The organism is Actinosynnema sp. NPDC059335, assembly GCF_042752395.1.
In the GTDB taxonomy this organism is placed as follows: domain Bacteria; phylum Actinomycetota; class Actinomycetes; order Mycobacteriales; family Pseudonocardiaceae; genus Actinosynnema.
In genome coordinates, this window is the sequence record NZ_JBHYXZ010000002.1 from 22,905 (window position 1) to 40,170 (window position 17,266).

Below are 17,266 nucleotides of genomic sequence, written 5' to 3' on the forward strand. Positions count from 1 at the left end.
AGGGTGGCGGCTTTCCTCGAGGTGGCTGCCCCGCTGGTTACCTACCGTCTTGTTCGTCCTGACCATGGCGGTGGTCGCGGTGGTGGGCGCGGGATGGTTCGCGGCGCCGGGCGGTCCGGACCGGGGGCTGCCGTCGACGTGCGATCCCGGCACGTTCCGGGGTGCGGAGGTGGACCTGCGGGTGCGGGTGGCGGTGGCCGGGCTGGACTACCCGCGGATCACCAGCGATGTGCGGATCACGGTCCCGCGCACGGTGCCCGGGACGGAGAGCCTGCTGGCCGGCTCCGCGAGCGGGCACGGCCGCACCGCGTTCGCGTGCCTGCTGGGGCCGGACCGGTCGCCGTTCGAGGTGCGGGACTCGCCGCCCGGTGTCGTCCTGCGCGACGGGGCCGTGGTCGTCACCCACCGGTCGACCACGGACGTCGTGCACCAGTCCACCGCCTGGGCCGACTTCACCAGCGTCGAGGTCGATACGACCGGTCGGCCGTGGCGGCTGGCCGTCGACTCCCCGGCCGGACTGCGGTTCGCCGCCTGGGAGGTCACGCTGACCGCCCCGCACGGGTGGCTGTCCGCACCACGACCGTGGCAGTCGGCCGAGCTGGACGGGTCGGAGCTGCGGTGGCCTCGGTCCGTGCCGGCCGCTTCCCGCGACGGCGCGATGACGGCTTCGTCGGACTACCGGGTGGTGTCGGCCGAGCTGCGTCCGGACACGCGCAGCACCGTCACCACGCGGGCTGCCGACCGCGTGCACAAGCCCTTCGCCTGGGGCGCGTACTGGCTGTCGGCGCTGGCCTTCTGCCTGGTCGTGCGGTGGCACGTCCGCGCGCCGCGGGGACCGGCCGCGTCGTTCGAGTCGGTGTCCGCCCGCCGTGCCCGCCGGGCGGTCCGCCCGCTGCCCTATCTCGTGGTGTTGGCGGGCGCGCAGGCCGTGACCGATGCCGTGCTGCCCGCCAATGCCCCCGCCTGGCCGGTGATCGCCTGGGGCGCGGATGTCGTCCTGCTGGTGCTGCTCGCCTCGGCGGCGCTGCTGTGGTGGCTGCCCCGGACGGCGGTGGTGGTGCTGTTCGCCCTCGGTGCCGCCGCGTTGGCCCTCACCGTTCCGGGCCGGTCGGCCGGGCGCAGTTGGCTGACCGACGCCGCAGCCGCCACCACGGCCTTCACCATCAGCCTGGTGCTGGTGGTGGGTGTGGGCAAGGCGCTGCTGGTGCTGCTGCGCCGCCGCAGGGACACGCCCCGGTGGCTGTGGTGGGTCGGAGCGGTGTCGGCGGCCGTGCTGATCCTAGAGGAGTTGCTGCTCAGGATCGTCAACCGCGAGCGGCAGCAGTGGCTGGACCACCCGCCGCTGTTCCGCGACACCGCGCAGATCTACCGGTACTACCCGCTCGACCTGCTCGACGAGGCGGCGTGGCTGACGCTGCTGATCGCCGCCGTCGCGATCTGGCGGTACTGGGCCGAGCACTGGTTCGAACGCGGGCACCGGTCCCCCGTCGGCGCCGCGATCGTGCTGTTCGCGATCGGTCCGATGTGGTGGGACGTCCCGCTGTGGGGCATCTGGTGGTGGGCCTGGCTTCTGGGGTTCGCCGCCGTCGCGGTGTTCTGGCTGTTGTGGCCCAGGCTGTGGACCCCGGTGCTGGCTCACCCGGCCGTCGACACCGACGACCTGCGCCCCGAACACCTGCGGCACCGGGCGAAGCAGTGGTACGCCGACCGGCCACCACGCGGGCCCGCGCCGTCGCCGGTGCACGTGCTGATCGCGGCCGGTCCGGGCGGCACCCCGACCGCCACCGCGCGCACCGCCCTCCGCCTGGCCGCCCTGCCCGCCTTCATCGCCGGCACCGGCTTGACGATCACCAAGTGGATCACCTACCCGCTGGTGTCGGTCGACCAGCAGGACTCCGTCCTGCTCGGCCTGGTCGACACCATCGCCTGGGAAACCGCCAAGTGGCTCCTGGCTGCGGCGGCCCTCGGCCTGGCGTGGCAGCACCTGCCCGGCAAGCGCGGACCCACCAAGGCCCTATCCCCGGTGCTCGCCTACGCCGCAGCGCCGGTAGCCCTGTTCCTGCTCACCCGCGCCTCCGACGGCGTCCCCGACTGGATCCCCTTGGCCGACGTCGCATTGTTCGCCCTGGTCCTGCTCTTCGTCGCCCTCCGCCTGGACCTCGCCACGCTCGACGACGTGCACGAACACGCACCCCGCTCCGGCCGGCTGCACCGCCTCCTCACCGCCCTCGGCCTGGAAGGACTGCCCCGCTGGCTCATCGAAGGCATCACCCTGGCCGCCGCGGTGCTGGCCATTTGGACCGCCCTCACCGGCGGCGACGCCTCCTTCCCCACCATCGACCCAACCCAACTCACACGCCGATGACCCGGAACACCGGATACCAGACAGGGTGCATACCGCAAATATCAGCGGGTCGATCGGATTGGAGCGATCGACTATGTACGACCAGCCACTTCAGCATCACAGATTTCACCCGATCAGCCGCCAAGAAAATGCGGAAGTCCGCACGAGAAAGAAGGAAGAAACTCGCTCTATTCATCGCCACAGCAACCCCGACAGCGTTTCACTTCTAGACAGGTCACGCACCAATCTATCGAACAGTGCGATTACCGCCATAGCGAAAAGTCGTCGACCGGGAGTCCGCAGAACAGAAAATTCGACTCCAAAACAATAGAAGCCAAGAACATCCACGAAAGGGTACCCACGTGCCCGTTGTTGACGGCAAGAATTACGAACGTCGAGTGATGCGATACTTGACAGAGAAAGACAAATATATTGAATTCGATCTCGATGTCATGATCGCGGACACCACAGGGCAGCGCAAGAGGCAGATCGACATCTGGTTGCCGAAAACGCGCGAGATTGTAGAGTGTAAAAACTATTCAAACGTGGTAGGGATCGAGATCGTCGATGCCATGGTCGGCACCATGGTCGACATAGGCGCAACAGGTGGCCGAATTTTTAGCAGTGCAGGCTTCACAAAACCCGCCCTGAGCAGAGCCGAGAAGGCTTCGATCCGGTGCGAGAAATTGTCCGCACAGGAGGAAATCGGTTATTTCCCCGCCAAGACAGGGGACGGATACTACACCGGCGACTACGTCGACCTGTGCCTTTCCTCAAAGTTTGATTGCGACACTTTTGGTAGAATTAATTACATAGATTGTGACGACAACATCACACCCCTCTGCGTGGGTCGCAGCGTAAATTGGAACAATCCCAAGATGCATGGTTTTATCGCCTATATCATACTGCTGCACATCATCGGCCGACCTCCTTCAAACTGGGTCGTTAAGCAATTCGTTGATGAATACGGCGACTACTTCAAACAAGGTTCGGAGTGGGTATTGGAGGAGCGCGAGGCGTCCACTTTTGCCATTGCGGAGGATTGAGAGTCGAAATATCGACCCGAAGTGACCGGACACTTATAGAGGTTGAATTCGCGTTGGCGAGCGGAACTGGCCCCGTAACAACCCGGCCGCACCGGTGCCGGTGATGCTGGCCGAGGGGTGCAGGACGGATCCGGTGCCCGGTAGTGGGGCGCGGCGGAGGTGGTCGGATACAACTACCCGATTGCTGATTTACCCACCTCGGAATCGGTGCCCGATGTCGACGAGGTGACCGTCGCGGCCGATACGGACCGCGTCGAGCTGCCGCAGGACCTGCAGGCGGAACAGGCGGTGCTCGGCGCGGTGATTACCAGCAAGGACGCCGTCGCCGACGTGGTCGAACTTCTGCGGCATGACGACTTCTACGGGTTCGGTCACAACTTGGTCTCCGACGCGGTGCTGGAACTGTACGGCAGCGGCCAGCCCGGCGGTCCGACTGAGGTGGTGGGGCTGCTGCGGCACAGGAACCTGCTGGAACGGGCGGGCGGCGAGGAGTACGTGCTGTCGCTGCCGGCGAAGGCTCTCAAGGCGGACGCCGTGGTCTCCCACGCCGAGCGGTTCGCCCTGGACACCGGCGCGTCGGTGGTGGTCACCGCCCAACTGTCCACCAACCCCGGTCCCCGGCAGCCGGTGCCACTGCGGCCCAGCCTGGCTGACCTGCGCGACTCGGGCACCATCGCCCACGTCTCGGACCTCGTGCTGCTCAAGAAGTACATCGCCTTGCGCAGGCAGACTGTTCTGCGATGACCCGGACGTTGTGCTCGGCGAGGAGCGCGCAGGCTTGAGCAAGCCGCAATTCCGACCACGGCGATCAACACCGGCGGCCGGTGGTCATCTGACCGGGCGATGGACCGAGATGACGCACCCTCATTTCTGGATTTGGATCTTGGTCGGATCGAGCTTGCCGGTGGCGAGCAGGTAGGCAATGACCAGTAGAACGACGACGGCCCACACCGAGTTGCCCAGTCGGGCGTACTTGTCCACCGAGTCGGCCATGCGGGCGACCAGAGACGCCCAACGGCCGGGCGCCCTGGCCCGTAGAGACGACTCAGGCATCCCTTCCTCGTCAAACGCACCGACCGCGCGGCCTACCCGATGCAGGAAATCAGGGCGGACAGCGCCGGCTACGACCGCGATCGCGTCGCGCAGGACCTGCTGCACATCGGCTGGACAGTTCGGCGTCAAAGAGTCCGTCCGTGCCCCAAACCTGCGGAGATAGTGCGCGCACCCGTGCAGAACCGAAGCCACAGGATGATGGTGGCGCACGAGGTCCATGCGGAGACCTATCGCTTCGAGCGTGCGTGTGGCGCGTTCCAACCGGACGCGTTGCTGACCGAAGGGGTCGACGATGCCGGAGTGTCGGGTGGCGCCTCCCCGCGGACCGTCGCTGGGGTTCAGGCAGCGGTGAAGTGCCACGGCGGCGTCCGCAGCGGGCATACGCACCACCACCAGCCGTTTGAGAAGCAGCGCGACCATCGCTCCCAGTGCGATTCCGCCGAACCACAGCCCCACGTACAGGGCTTGTTGGCCTCCACCCCCGCCGACATCACGGAGACGTTCCGGCGCAAGCGGGAATCCGGTCCCCTCGTCCGGTGATACGAGGGCGGGGCCTGCCATGCCCCAGATGAACGCGACGCCCGTCGTCAGACGCAGCTGGGTGAACAAGTACACCGACCTCAGGAACTCCACGCGTCGGACCACACCGATCTCTCCGCGTGGCAGCAGCAGGACCGGCGGGGTGAACCGCCTTGGGGTCGTCGAGCGACGCGACCAGTACCACAACACGTGGATCAACGACGCCACACCTGCGATCCCGCCGAGCAACAAAATCGAACGAGCGCTCCAGACCGGCATCGTGCGTCCTCGAAGAGTCAACGTGACGATGACGGGAGCAAGAGCGACCGAGGCTGCGACCAAGCCCATCGCCCCGGCGAGCGACAGCACGCTCACTCGGTAGATCACCTCCCCGGTGATCGAACCGACCGCCTTGCGCCGCGATCGGGCCCAGCGTGCCTGACAGGAACGCAACCACGGTCGCAGCGCAGGGTTCGGCACCTCACGCACCTGTGCGTCCTTGACCCTGGGCACGGGCCTGCTCAGGTCGCTGAGCCCATAGGACGTCCATGCCGACAAGGCCAGACCGACGAACACCACGAGAACCGAGACAGGAGTGGACAACAGGGCCCATAAGACGCCGGATACACGCACGGCCATCTCGATACCACACCACAGGGCCATCAGCTGACACACGGCCTCCACCAGCGCACCTCGTACACCCCTTCTCACCAGAGTCGATCACCAGAAAATCGATCACAGCACGTAGGCAACGCAGAAGAGACCTTTGCGCGTGCGGCGGAGTACGAACAGGTTCACCCGTTCGCCCGACCAGAAGGACGAACGATCGACAGATCTTGCGACGGATCCGAACCGCCCATCGACACAAAAACCCTTGCGAGCTTCCGTCGACTCTTCACTTCATGACAGTCCGGCCGCATCGTCGTGCCTCGCTCTACCAGCGGCGATGACTTTCGAGCGGCACACCTGCGGTTACGGGCACTCAAGGCGGCTGGAGTCCCCCTTGTGGTGCGCTTCCACTCGCACAAAACGATCAAGCTCTCGCGCGGTCGTGCCAAGCGGTACTCGTACCCCGGCTGCGATGAAAGCCTTGCCTCGATATCTCGTTCGTTCTGGACCACGTAATCCGGTAGCGTCTCCTGCTCGCCAAAGAGTAAAGCAGATGACCGACTACCGGATGTTCCTCAACGACCAGGACAGCGCTGCGCTGACGCCCGAACAGCTCCAGCTTGCCCGTCAGGCAGCCGATCATGTGACGGTACTGCTCGGCCCTGCGCCGAGCAGCGGTCACACCGTTGTCAAGGGAGGCTTGGGACCGTGCCGGATCTGCGGTAGGACGGCGGAGCTGACGTTCGAGCACGTCCCACCCCGGTCGTCCGGCAACGTACACCGCAGGCGGGCGATCGACCTCGCCACCGATCTCAACTCCCCTGTGGGGCAGATGCCCAAGTCGGGGTGGGTGGCGATGCAGAAGGGCTCCGGTGCATACGCAACCTGCGCTGCGTGCAACTCCTTCGGCGGCACTGCGTACGTCCCCGCGTACAGCGATGCCGTCGCAGCCGTCGTCATCGGACTGCAGCAATGGGCCGGTGACACTGTCGAGAACACAGGTGCACCCGACTTCCTACGACTGCAGGCACAGCGGGCTTTCCGCCCTGGGGCGGTGATCAGGCAGGCGCTGTTCATGCTGATGGCGATGAGCGGAAGCGCTGGCCTGGGGACGTGCTACCCAGTGCTGCGCAGGATCGTGCTCGGCGGGGAACGACTGAGGCTACCGTCTGAGGTCGTGGTACGGCTCTCTCTGGTCATCAGCAGTCGTGTACGGATCCAGCCGATCACGGCGGAGATCAGCCTGTCCGCGATGACCGAGCGGGCGCTGCTGGAGGTGGCTCACACCCCTTTCGCATGGCTCGCCGAGATCGGCCCGAAGAGCGATCGCACCGCGCCGGACGTGTCGAGCTGGACCGAATTCGATCCAGCCGACGACATCGCGATCGATGTCAGGCTGCCGGTCGGGGTCCCTCGTGACGGCGCAACCAGCCGACTACAGGCACTTCTGGTAGTTCCCGCAGGAGCCGCCTGCTCAAGATGCGGCGTCGACATCTCCGTAGCGCCTCGACGCGCCTGGCCTGCTCGACTGTGGGTAGTCGTTCCGGTTGGCATTCGTCTCCGCCAGCAGCGCATGACCGGCTTCGACACCGCGAAGGACGCCTTGGCGGTGCCGAACTTCCTGGAACACACGGCCTACTCGATGACGGGCGTCAAACACCCCTACAGGCGACGAGGACACGCCGGTGGCAGGAACGCGTCGTCACCTCGACCGCGCTCATCAGGCTGCTGACCTCTGTTACCACCGTCGTACCTAAATCTGACTTCGGTTCAGTCGACTCCAGCCTGGGTGCCCTCAGCCGGGTTGTCGAACGCTGCGGGTGCCGAACCTCCACCCACGGCACGTGACTTGCAGCGATGACTGTTCGAGCGGCACAGGGTCGAGAACGACGGCACCCTGGCCGAACTCGGGACTCCGGCCGGCTCCGACTATGACCCGACCGCTGTGGCCACGCGTCCGGGCCTTCGGCGGGACGTGAGTAGGGCAGGCACCATCGTTGGTTACCAGCCGAGGCGGTTGGTTGCGGCGCGGGCGAGGCGTTCCAGCAGGGCCGGGTCCGGTGCGTCGCCGGTGTCGGTCCGACTCACGCTGACCAGGCAGAGGACGCTCTCCTTCCGCGCGATCAGCCACTCTGGGATCGAGGCAGCCTGTTCACCCAGTTCAGCAACCGGGAGCGGGCGGGAGCCGGGAGCCGTGTTGTCGATCAGCTCGACCAGTGCGGATTCATACTCCCGTTCCGCGTCGGGAGCCGATCGAGTGGTGCGCACCTCGACGTGGACCTGACGACCCGGGTCCTCACCGGCGTGTTGCTGCCAGCTGCACATGTCGATGTCGACCGGCACCTCGGCGGATCCGTTGGTCGAGAGGAACAGGGTCCCGAACGGCGCCTGTACCTCTCCGCCGCCCAGGGCAGCCCGTATCTCGTCGACCGTCAACAGGGCGCAGGAGGGAGAGGTCGGCGGGGTGAACGGCGGCACGCTCGCGGTCGACGAGAGCTCGGCGGTGGTCGAGGCGGTGGACTCGACGGTCAATCGCGGGATGCCTCCGTCGTCGGAAGGGCCGCTGTGGCAACCGGAGAGCGCCAAGATCCCGGAAACCGCCAGTACCACCCACATGATCGGGATTCACCTCACTCGGTCGGTCAACGCCCCGGCTGCCACGCACCGTCCCGGAACCGGTATGGCGTCGTCAGGAATTCCCCGATGGTCTCGAACGGCCGCTGGTCCGGGTTCGCGGCCGCCCTGCCCTCGCGGGCGCCATCCGGGCCGATCGTGTACTCGATGCGGGTCTCGCCGCTATCACCACCGAGTTCGAGGCGCCACCGGGCGTGCGTCTCTAGGATGCTCCCGATGACGAAGATCGATTCGGTCTCCCCGGCCGTGATCCGCAGGTCGAAGTTGTCAGGCTCGTCGTCCCCGTCCGGGAAGAAGAGGAGCTCGCCGGTGTCGAGGTCCGCCACCAGCAAGTGTGGCGGCTTGGGGCCGCCGCGACCAGGACAGGCGAGGAGCACCATGGTGGGCGGGTCGCCTTCCGGCGTTCTCACGTCGAGGACCGCTCGATCAATCTTGAGATCCTCACTCAGCGCCGTGATGTCGACCTTGGCCACGGAGGAACCCGCGTCCACTCCGTTGATCGGTGGGCTGTGGGCCCATCGGTGCCTTCCGGCGCAGCGGTCCTGCCGGTCCGGCGGCGCCGGAACCTGGCCGATGGGCAGTGTCGTCGCGTAGTTACCCATGGTGTCCCGAAATGCCGGCGTTACCACGAGTTCGTCCGAGTCGGCTGCGACCTCGATCTTCACCACCGGTCCTTGGCGCACGTACCAGACAACGCCGGCGGCCAGCAGAACGGCGGTCGCGAGCAAGCCGAGCACCACCCACCCCACGCACACGTCCGGCCGACGGGTCGCCTGACTTGCCCAGGTCGGTTCGGCCACCCTCCGCTGCAGGTTCCCCAGGTCGCCCGGCTTCCCTGTCACGCTGCACCGGCGGCTGCGGAAGCTCGCCAGATCCGGTCCGCTGGTATTCCTGGACGGCACGGTGGTAGGCGACCCAGCGCTGCGCATCCTCGTCCGTGCCACCGCACTTCTCGATGATCTGCAGGGCCCGGTTGAGGAGGCTGTCGGTCGCCTTCCAGTTCCACCGGGTGCCGAGCGTGGTCGACAGGGTCGTATCGCTGCACTTGAGCAGCCTGGCGAGTTCGGTCCTGCTGATGCCGGCGACCTCGTCCGGCCACTTCCGCAGGGCCATGACGTACGAGAGGCCAGGCTCGGTTCCCTCGAGCCGCTTGACCGGCCTGCCCGCAGTGCTCCGGCGCTGGTCGGCGAAGTCATTCTCGACCACGGTGCGGCTCCTGATCGCTCAACTGGGGCCTCTTCTGCCGGAAGCCTCGGTTCTTGTCAGGGGATCGATCAGTTCGGGCAGGGTGCCGCTGGCCGCCGAACGCGAACGCACTTTGATGTCGTCGTGGATCTGCTGTGCCACGCCGTCGGGCAGTCGGCGGTCCAGCAGGGCGGTGAGCGCGGGCCGTGCCCCGTCGAAGTCCTCCTGGGCAGCGGAGGCCACGAGCACCCGGGCGAAGGTCCGGGGCAGGTCGGGCACCTTCGCCAGCAGGGCGTCCCGGACGTCGGCGGACGCGGTGCGGAAGATTCTCCGCGCCGGGGTGCGCACTTTGTTCGCCAGGCCGCTCTCCTGCTTCAGCGACAGCAAGACCCGGTCGGCGGCTCCCGCAATCCGCAGCAGCAGGTCGGCCGCGACCGCGGTGTCCCCCTGTTCCACGAGCCTGATCACCAACCGGCCGACCACCGCGAGGTTGTCCGCGCTGACGGGCGACGCGGTGGCCACGCGGAGCACTTCAGCGAGGTCGACCTCATGTACCGGCAGCCCACGGCACGCCAACCTCAGCCAGCTCGCCCTGGCGCTGCCGGGGACGTGCCCGGCCTTGCCGTGGCGGGGTGACACGACCGCGCCCGTTCCGGCGTCCACCTCGAACAACCCGCGCACCATGCGGTCCACGACGCGGTGCCGGCTCGGGTCGTCCAAGGCGATATCCACGGTGAAGTCGACGAGGTTGCCGCGCACGGCGGGCTCCGAGGCGGAGGCGAACCACGCGGTCAGCGCGTTGTGGGACGGCGCGGGCACGGCGCGCGCCCGGTAAAGGCGCCGCCACAGGCTCGCCGCTTCGCGCTGCGCCTCCCCCTTGCCTGTGGAGAGCAGTTCGAGCAGGTCCACCAGCCGCGTGGAATGCGCGCTCAGCTCGGCCAGGATTGCCACATCGGGTTCGTCGACCACGTCGGACAACGGTGCGGCGGACGCGCGGCGGATCGACAGGTCGATGAGCGGGCCGAGCAGCCACGGGTGCGCGGCGAGGTGCCGGGCCAGGTCGTAGGAGACGTTCTTGCGCCCGAGGTCGGACAGCACGCCCGCATCGGCGGCGATCCGGTCAAGGGCCCGGCGTGCCACGGCGTGCCCGCCCACACCCGCGGGCACCACCAACACCACCAGGTGGTCGTCGGCGAGCCAGTTGTCCACGTCGTCGGCGCCGGGCACGTCGGCGAGCAGTGCCGCGAGCCGTGCCGGCGGGAGTTCGGCGTTGCGCAGCGCCTGCCTCGCGGCGTGCGCCGCCCGTTGTGCGCCGGGCTTGGGCCTGTTCCCCGGAGCGGGCAGTCCGTCCAGCAGTGCCACGACGGCCGGGGTGACCACCACCGCGGGGTTACCGTCCGCGCCGTCGTCGGCGCCGAGAAGCCGGTTGAACAGCGTGTCGCCCAGCGCGAACACCCCGGAGCCGGGCATCATAGCCAGCCGGCGGACGGTGCGCACGGCTCCTGCTGCGTCCAGCGCGCCGCCGATCACAAGTTCGGCGATCGCGTGCAGCCAGGCGTTCGCGAGCACGTCGTAGTAGTCGGCTTGGAGCTTCTCGCACAACTCGTCGACGACGTCGTCCCACCACTCGTGGTCGAGTGAGGCCGCCAGCCTGTCCCGCCACTCGAGCGCGCGGATGCGACCGAGGGCCCTCTTCATCTCCGACGCCGCCGCGTTGCGCTCCCGCTGGGCCCCCACGACACGTGTCTCGACCGCCTCACAGACTTCCGACGATCCCAACTCCGCCCAGTGGTCGGCGATCAGGCCGAGGAGGCGCAGCGGCACGGCACGGTGGTTGTTCCGCTTGACCATGTCGTCGAAGAACGTGAACATCCCTTCCCGCACCCACTGCGGGACTGCGGCGGCTACGGCCACCAGCGCGCGGGCGGTGATCTCGACCATTCGCTCCGGTGCGTCCGTCCAGGCCAGGGCGCTGGCGACACACTTCAGGTCCTTCAGCACGCCCGCGACGATCGCGGGCTCGCGCCCGGCCAACCGGGTCAGCGCCTCCAGGACCGACTCGCGGGCCGACGGTTCGAGGCGCCACACCCCGACCAGCACCGCTACCTGCCGGGAGACGTCGTCGTCCGCCACCGTCGGCACGGTTCGGGCGTAGCGGCGGCGCGCGGCCGCGTCCACGGCGTCCAGCAGCCGTCGGGTCGTGTCGCGCAACGACGGGCGGTGCGCCAGCACGCCCAACGCGATGCGCTGGAGCGGGACCGTGCCGGTCACGGCCGCGTCGAGGACGGCGTGCGCGGTGGGTGCCAGGAGGGGGTCGTCAAGGGCCAGGATGAGCGCCTGTTCGGCGATCGCACCGACGAACAGGTCATCCGGCGTGGCGCCGAGGTGGTCGATCAGGAAGGTCAGGGCGCGCTCCCGGTCGCGGTCGAGCAGGCCGATGGCTGCGGCGTACTCGAACATCGTCTGGTGGACGAACCGCAGTGTCCGGTCGGAGCGGATCAGCACGCCCCGACCGGCGAGTCCGTCGGCTCCCGCGTCGAGTTCGGCTCGGATCTCCGCGGGCCGCCGGGTGTCGCGGTGCCACGCCGAGGCCACCGCGGCGGCCGACTCGAGCAGAGGCTCCTCGTTGACCTCCGGCAGGCCCGCCGCGAGCATCGCGATGGCCGTCAGCTCCGCTGGTCGCGACAGGTCATTCTTGTCCACGAAGCCCAGCTCGCCGCGCTGGTCGGTGTGCACCCGGCGTTGCCAATAGGCGCGGTAGAGGCTGGACACGTCGTGCTCCTGCGGCGGGAAGTCCGGTGCGTACAGCTCGAAGAGCAGGCGCAGCTTCAGCGGGTTGCGCACGATGTCGCGCAGGGGCAGCCCGCGGGCCTCCGCCATGAGGAGCCTGCGCACCTGTTCATCGAGCGGGGCACCGGTCGGTGGCGCCGTGCAGAACGCGGCGACGCAGCGGTCGACGGCGACCGGCAGCTCGACGTCGTCGTACTCTCCGAGCACGACCGTGCGGAACCGCGCCGCCGGCAGCTTCAGCGACTCGTCGGGGCGCGAGGTGAGCGCGATCTCGGCTCCAGCTTCGGTCAGCTCCTCGCACAGGTCGACGAACAGCTGCCGGGGTCGTCGGTCGCGCAGGACGAGGTCGACGGTGTCGATGAGGAACAGCGCGACGTGGCCGCGCTCCCTCGCCGAAGCCGCGACCCGCAGCAGATCGTCGGTGGACAGCAGGGGCGGCTCGTCCAGTGCCTCGGACAGCCACGTGGCGTCGAGAAGGAACGGCTCCAGCATCGGGTCACCGGCCAAGTCGTGGTGCAGCCCCCACAGCAGGCTGCTCTTGCCCTCTCCGGCGGCGGCGCGCACGAGGACCGGCTTGTCGTAGCGATCGGGTCGCAGCAGGCCGAGTACCTCGGTCTGCCGCGTCCGCCGCACGTACAGCCCGCGGCCGAGCAGGACCTGGTCGCCGTCGAGACGCGGGGTGCCGGAGACGTCGAGCTCGGCGCCCAACTGCGCGGACAAGCGGCGCAGCCTGCGCACCACCGGGTCGACGGCTTCGTCGCGGCCGTGCCGGACCTCGGTACCGGGTGGTCGGGGCAGCGCCGTCGGGTGGTCGGCGACCTGGTAGGCCGTGACCTCACCGTGGTAGGTGGTCCAATGCTGCAGGTCCGCTTCCGTGCCGCCGCACGCCTTGATGATCTTCAACGCCCACTTGAGCTTCGCTGGGCTCGCTTTCCAGCCCTTGGCGCTGAGCAGCTCAGAGACCCGTGCGGGCACGGTGCCGATCCGCTCGGCCAGCCGCGTCCGGTCGAGGCCGGCAGCCTCCATCCACGCGACGAGAGCCGTGACATAGGACAGTCCCGGTTCCTCGCCGACCACCGGCTTGGGGGGCGCGCCAGGCTTGCCGCCCCTTGGGTCATCGCCCACCGAACTGGCTCCGGTTCTTCGCCAAAATCCGAAAAAAGCAGGTCACACGGTCTGGCATTGTTCACCAAGTGACGTATAAATGATCTTCGTATTTCACTCGGGAGCACGTGGTCCCCGGCACCGGGTCGGGACCGCCCCAGCGGAGGTCCGTCGTGCTCCAGCTCATCGCACGTCCCGTCGAGTCGGCCGATCAGCGAACCCTACCGACCGGGCGGATTCTCGATCCCGCCGAATTGCGGCTCGCGGACATGCCCCTGTTCGAGCTCAAGCCCGCGTCCTGGGAACCGACGCTCTGCCACGACTCGGTGGAGAGCTGATGTCCGCACCGATGCGCCGGCCGCGGATCAAGCCGACCCACCGCCCCGTCCGCCAAGGCCTGCACGAGGTGCGGATCGGCGGCGTGGTGGAGGGAGTCGGCGACCTCGTCGACGACCCGGACGGGTGGGTGTGGGCACTGGTGCACCTGCTCGACGGCAAACGGACCGTCCAACAGATCTCCGCCGAGCTGCGCATGCGCTTCCCGCACCGGTCCGAGGGCCACCTCACGGCCGCGCTCGACCGACTGCACGCGGCCGGGCACCTGGAGGACGCCGCCGAGCCCGAGCCGACCCGGCTGACGCAGGCGGAGCTCGAGCGGTACAGCCGCAACGCGGAGTTGTTCTCCTGGATGGATCGGAAGCCGCGCCGCAGCAGGTGGGAGGCCCAGATGACGCTCAAGGACGCGGCGGTCGTGGTGCTGGGGCTCGGCGGCGTCGGCGGGATCGCCGCCCTCGCCCTGGCCGCCTCCGGGGTCGGACACGTGCACTGCGTCGACGGCGACGTGGTCGAGCCGTCCAACCTCAGCCGCCAGCTCACCTACCACGCCGAGGACGTCGGCGCGCCCAAGGCGGAGGCCGCCGTACGGCGGTTGCGGGCGTGCAACCCCCACGTCCTGGTCACCGGCGAGGTCCGCCACCTCGACCACCTCGACGACGTGTTGCAGGTCGTCGCGGGCTTCGACGTGGTCCTCCTCGCCGCCGACCGCCCTGCGGACATCCGTTCCTGGACCAACCGGGTGTGCCACGAGAGCCGCGTGCCGTGGGTGTACGGCGGCTACCACGGGCCGCTGTCCAAAGTGGGTGCGTACCGGCCGGGAACCGGCCCCTGCTATGACTGCGCCCGCGCCGCCGAGCGGGAGCGGCTCGCCGGCCTGCCCCCTCGCACCACGTGGTCGCCATCCTCCGAGGCGGTGCTGCCACTCCACGCGACCTCGGCCGTCACCGCCGGGCTGACCGGCCTCTTCGCGGCGGAGTCGGTGATCAGCCTGCTCACCGGGGTACCGGCACTGCCGGTCAACCGGATCAGCGACCTCAACTTCGTGAGCCGCCACTACGACCTCAACACCGGGCCGGACGTGCCTCACCCCGACTGCCCCACCTGCGGCGGTGTGGACTGACCGTGACGGCACCTGGCCCGTGGTCACGACGCGAGGTCGGAGCTCACCCTCCGCCGCACGAGGTCGGCGCGGGGATCGCCCAGTTCGGTGAGGATCGCCGCGGCTTCGACGAGACAGCGCCGAGCGGCGGCGTCCGATCCCCGGCGCTCGTAGGAGAGCGCGACGGTCTCCAAGGCCGTGGCCAGGTAGCCCTCGGTCGCGGCCGTGGTCCGGTAGACGTCGATGGCGCGTTCTCCGAACTCGACGGCGGCCCCGTCGTCGCCCAGCCCCTGGTAAGCCGCCGCGACGTCGTGCAGGGCGTACCCCTCGGCCGCGGGATCCGCTCCGCCGCGGCGGAGCTCCAGCTCGCGTCGCGCGTGGTCGAGTGCTTCGACGTAGCGGCCGAGCCCGGCGCTGATCTGGCTCAGGTTCGCCTCCACGACCGCTTCCACGTGCCCGCTGCCACGCACCAGGTCCAGAGCGCGCAGGTACACCTCCCGCGCCTCCTCGAGCTGGCCCTGCAACTTGCGGCTGCGTCCCAGGCCGCACAAGGCCCTCCCGAGTTGGAGCCCGTCGCCGGTCCTCTCCGCGAGCACGACGTTCTCACTCAGGTCCGCGTCCGAGTCCGCCCACCTGCCCAGCATCTGGTACGTGTCGGCCCGCCTGCGCAGGAACGTCGTCTCGGTCTCCACGTCGCCTAAGACGCGCGCCGCGTGCAGCCCCAGCGACTCGGCTTCGAGCCGGACCGGCCACAACGCGCGCGGCCTGAACACGAGGAACCTGAACGAGCCGGCCAGTGCCACGGCGATGCGGTGCATGTCGTGCGCCAGCGCCTGTCGCAGCGCCGCGAGCAGCGTGTCGAACTCTGCGGTGAACCAGGCCCACGCCTGGTCCCGATCTCTCACCGGCGCTTCCACGGGTGGCTCACCGAGGTCGACGGCCAGCCGCGGGTGCGCGGGGAACACCAACGCATCGGCGACGAGCGCGGTGTGCGCGTACCAGCTGAGGCCGGCGCGCAGTGCGGCGAGACGGATTTCCGGCGGCTCGTCCGCCTCGCACCGCCGCGCGGCGTAGAGGTGCAGCAGGTCGTGGAGGCGGTAACGCCGGTGATCTATTGGCTCGACCAGGTTGGCGTCCACTAGTGCTTCGACGTACCGACGGGCCGCCTGCGGGCCGGTGCCGCCGAACGCGGCCGCCGCGTGCGAGCCGAACTCGGGGGTCGGGTGCAAGCCGAGGCGCCGGAACAACAGCGCGGGGTCCGGGTGCAGCCGGGTGAACGACCAGTCGAACACGGCGCGCACGGCGCTGCGTTCGTCTCCGGTGTCACTCAGCGAGTCGAGCCGGTCACCGTCAATCTCCTCCACCAGGTCGGCGATCCGGCTCCGACCCCGCGCAGCCACCCGACTGGCCGCGACTCTCAACGCAAGGGGTAATCGTGCGCACAGGTCCACCAGGCGTGCGACCGCTTCCGGTTCCCGGTCGACGCGGTGATCGCCGATCACACCGCGCAACAGCCGCTCCGCGTCCCCGCGGCTGAACAACCGCAGCGACAACGACCTCGCCCCGTCGCTGACGGCCAAGCCCATCAACGCCCGCCTGCTGGTCACGAGCGTGAGGCAACCCGTCGCACCGGGCAGCAAAGGCCGGACCTGCTCAGCACTGCTGGCGTTGTCCAGCACGACCAGCACTCGCCGCCCCACGAGAGATGACCGGTACAGGCCGACCTGGGCGTCGAGGTCGGTCGGGATGCGCGCACCGGGCACCCCCAGCCCTTGCAGGAACGACACGAGCACCGATGACGGGTGCAGAGGCTGTTCCCGGTCGTAGCCGCGCAGGTTCACAAACAACGTGCCGTCCCGGAAGTTCTCCTGGACCTTGTGCGCCCACCACACCGCCAACGTCGTCTTCCCCACCCCCGCCATTCCCTCCACGACGTGCACCGCACTCGTGCTCGTCGTGGCGAGCAGGGAATCCAGAGCCACCACCGCGGCATCCCTGCCAACGAAGTCGGGCACCGGGCCGGGTAACTGCCGTGGTACGGGCACTGCCTCGTGCCCAGGCAGGACCACTTGATGGATGACACCCGCCTGCACGACGGAACCCGCCACCGTTCCATTGACCTCGTTGCGCGCGCTCCACCGGTCCCCCACCGAATCGAGTGTCGTCCGTCGTCGCGCGAGCACGACCGCCAAAGTGGTGACAAATCCGAAGCACGGAGACCGGATACGCGCAACGGCATGCGGCGGCCAGCAAACCCACCACCATCGCGATGCCCGCCGTGGCCACCTCGTCCGATTGCCGCCACCCGGCGATCAACGACGGTTCGCCGCTGGAACTGCGCATAACCGGATTGCCTTCCATCGATCGCGTCGAGGAGTGCATGGTTGCGGTCACCGACGAGACCATGTCCCTCGACGACATCTTCAGTGTGGTGCCGCCGCACCCGCGATACGGCTGACCGCGCCCACGGCGACCCGCGCGTCGTGAACGCCCTGCCGCTGCTCTCGTCCGTGCGGCCCGCGATCTGCAGAAGACCCCGGCTCCCGT

The 17,266-nt window shown here is 68.7% G+C and carries 12 protein-coding genes; 7 read left to right on the forward strand and 5 right to left on the reverse strand.

Features of this window, described 5'->3' with window-relative positions; genetic code table 11:
* Nucleotides 1-49: 49 nt before the first annotated feature.
* From ACFXGA_RS00795 to ACFXGA_RS00805, 3 genes are all read left to right on the forward strand, one after another.
* Complete coding sequence (locus tag ACFXGA_RS00795; protein ID WP_378083007.1) at nucleotides 50-2,365, forward strand: DUF6185 family protein; 2,316 nt, start codon at nucleotides 50-52, stop codon at nucleotides 2,363-2,365.
* A 341-nt stretch (nucleotides 2,366-2,706) separates the two neighbouring features.
* Entirely contained in the window at nucleotides 2,707-3,390 is a 684-nt protein-coding gene (locus ACFXGA_RS00800) for a restriction endonuclease (protein WP_378083009.1), read from the forward strand.
* Between the two features lie 159 nt (nucleotides 3,391-3,549).
* Nucleotides 3,550-4,134 (forward strand): DnaB-like helicase N-terminal domain-containing protein, encoded by a 585-nt coding sequence (locus tag ACFXGA_RS00805; protein WP_378083011.1) that lies wholly within the window; start codon nucleotides 3,550-3,552, stop codon nucleotides 4,132-4,134.
* Nucleotides 4,135-4,254: 120 nt separating this feature from the next.
* On the opposite strand, the gene ACFXGA_RS00810 is transcribed toward ACFXGA_RS00805, so the two are convergent.
* Nucleotides 4,255-5,646, reverse strand: a complete 1,392-nt coding sequence (locus ACFXGA_RS00810; RefSeq protein WP_378083013.1) for a hypothetical protein — start codon at nucleotides 5,644-5,646, stop codon at nucleotides 4,255-4,257.
* A 478-nt stretch (nucleotides 5,647-6,124) separates the two neighbouring features.
* Between ACFXGA_RS00810 and ACFXGA_RS00815 the strand changes: the two genes are divergently transcribed.
* Entirely contained in the window at nucleotides 6,125-7,303 is a 1,179-nt protein-coding gene (locus ACFXGA_RS00815) for a hypothetical protein (protein WP_378083015.1), read from the forward strand.
* A 269-nt stretch (nucleotides 7,304-7,572) separates the two neighbouring features.
* On the opposite strand, the gene ACFXGA_RS00820 is transcribed toward ACFXGA_RS00815, so the two are convergent.
* The 3 genes from ACFXGA_RS00820 to ACFXGA_RS00830 all read right to left on the reverse strand — a co-directional run bounded on the left by ACFXGA_RS00820 (nucleotide 7,573) and on the right by ACFXGA_RS00830 (nucleotide 13,206).
* A complete protein-coding gene (locus ACFXGA_RS00820; RefSeq protein WP_378083018.1) occupies nucleotides 7,573-8,187 on the reverse strand; it encodes a hypothetical protein in 615 nt (204 codons plus the stop codon).
* Between the two features lie 26 nt (nucleotides 8,188-8,213).
* On the reverse strand, nucleotides 8,214-8,942 hold the full coding sequence (locus tag ACFXGA_RS00825) for a hypothetical protein (RefSeq protein WP_378083020.1): 729 nt from the start codon (nucleotides 8,940-8,942) through the stop codon (nucleotides 8,214-8,216).
* Between the two features lie 487 nt (nucleotides 8,943-9,429).
* Complete coding sequence (locus ACFXGA_RS00830) at nucleotides 9,430-13,206, reverse strand: hypothetical protein (protein ID WP_378083023.1); 3,777 nt, start codon at nucleotides 13,204-13,206, stop codon at nucleotides 9,430-9,432.
* A gap of 251 nt (nucleotides 13,207-13,457) precedes the next feature.
* Here ACFXGA_RS00830 and ACFXGA_RS00835 point away from each other — a divergent pair, with 251 nt between their 5' ends.
* A complete protein-coding gene (locus tag ACFXGA_RS00835; RefSeq protein WP_378083025.1) occupies nucleotides 13,458-13,622 on the forward strand; it encodes a hypothetical protein in 165 nt (54 codons plus the stop codon).
* Nucleotides 13,622-14,740 carry a HesA/MoeB/ThiF family protein gene (locus ACFXGA_RS00840; protein ID WP_378083028.1) on the forward strand — a complete coding sequence of 373 codons (1,119 nt, stop codon included), beginning with the start codon at nucleotides 13,622-13,624 and terminating at the stop codon, nucleotides 14,738-14,740. The genes ACFXGA_RS00835 and ACFXGA_RS00840 overlap by 1 nt, the downstream gene beginning before the upstream one ends.
* A 23-nt stretch (nucleotides 14,741-14,763) precedes the next feature.
* Here the strand turns inward: ACFXGA_RS00840 and ACFXGA_RS00845 are convergent, their stop codons facing one another.
* The gene (locus ACFXGA_RS00845) at nucleotides 14,764-16,902 is read right to left on the reverse strand and encodes an ATP-binding protein (protein ID WP_378083172.1); all 2,139 of its coding nucleotides are present in this window, start codon (nucleotides 16,900-16,902) and stop codon (nucleotides 14,764-14,766) included.
* An 86-nt stretch (nucleotides 16,903-16,988) separates the two neighbouring features.
* Between ACFXGA_RS00845 and ACFXGA_RS00850 the strand changes: the two genes are divergently transcribed.
* Nucleotides 16,989-17,177, forward strand: a complete 189-nt coding sequence (locus tag ACFXGA_RS00850; RefSeq protein ID WP_378083029.1) for a hypothetical protein — start codon at nucleotides 16,989-16,991, stop codon at nucleotides 17,175-17,177.
* Nucleotides 17,178-17,266 lie beyond the last annotated feature (89 nt).

Coding starts and splice junctions, on each gene's coding strand:
- ACFXGA_RS00815 (WP_378083015.1), top strand. CDS start 6,125: ATGACCGACTACCGGATGTTCCTCAACGACCAGGACAGCGCTGCGCTG.
- ACFXGA_RS00840 (WP_378083028.1), top strand. CDS start 13,622: ATGTCCGCACCGATGCGCCGGCCGCGGATCAAGCCGACCCACCGCCCC.
- ACFXGA_RS00820 (WP_378083018.1), bottom strand. CDS start 8,187: ATGTGGGTGGTACTGGCGGTTTCCGGGATCTTGGCGCTCTCCGGTTGC.
- ACFXGA_RS00850 (WP_378083029.1), top strand. CDS start 16,989: ATGCCCGCCGTGGCCACCTCGTCCGATTGCCGCCACCCGGCGATCAAC.
- ACFXGA_RS00830 (WP_378083023.1), bottom strand. CDS start 13,206: ATGGAGGCTGCCGGCCTCGACCGGACGCGGCTGGCCGAGCGGATCGGC.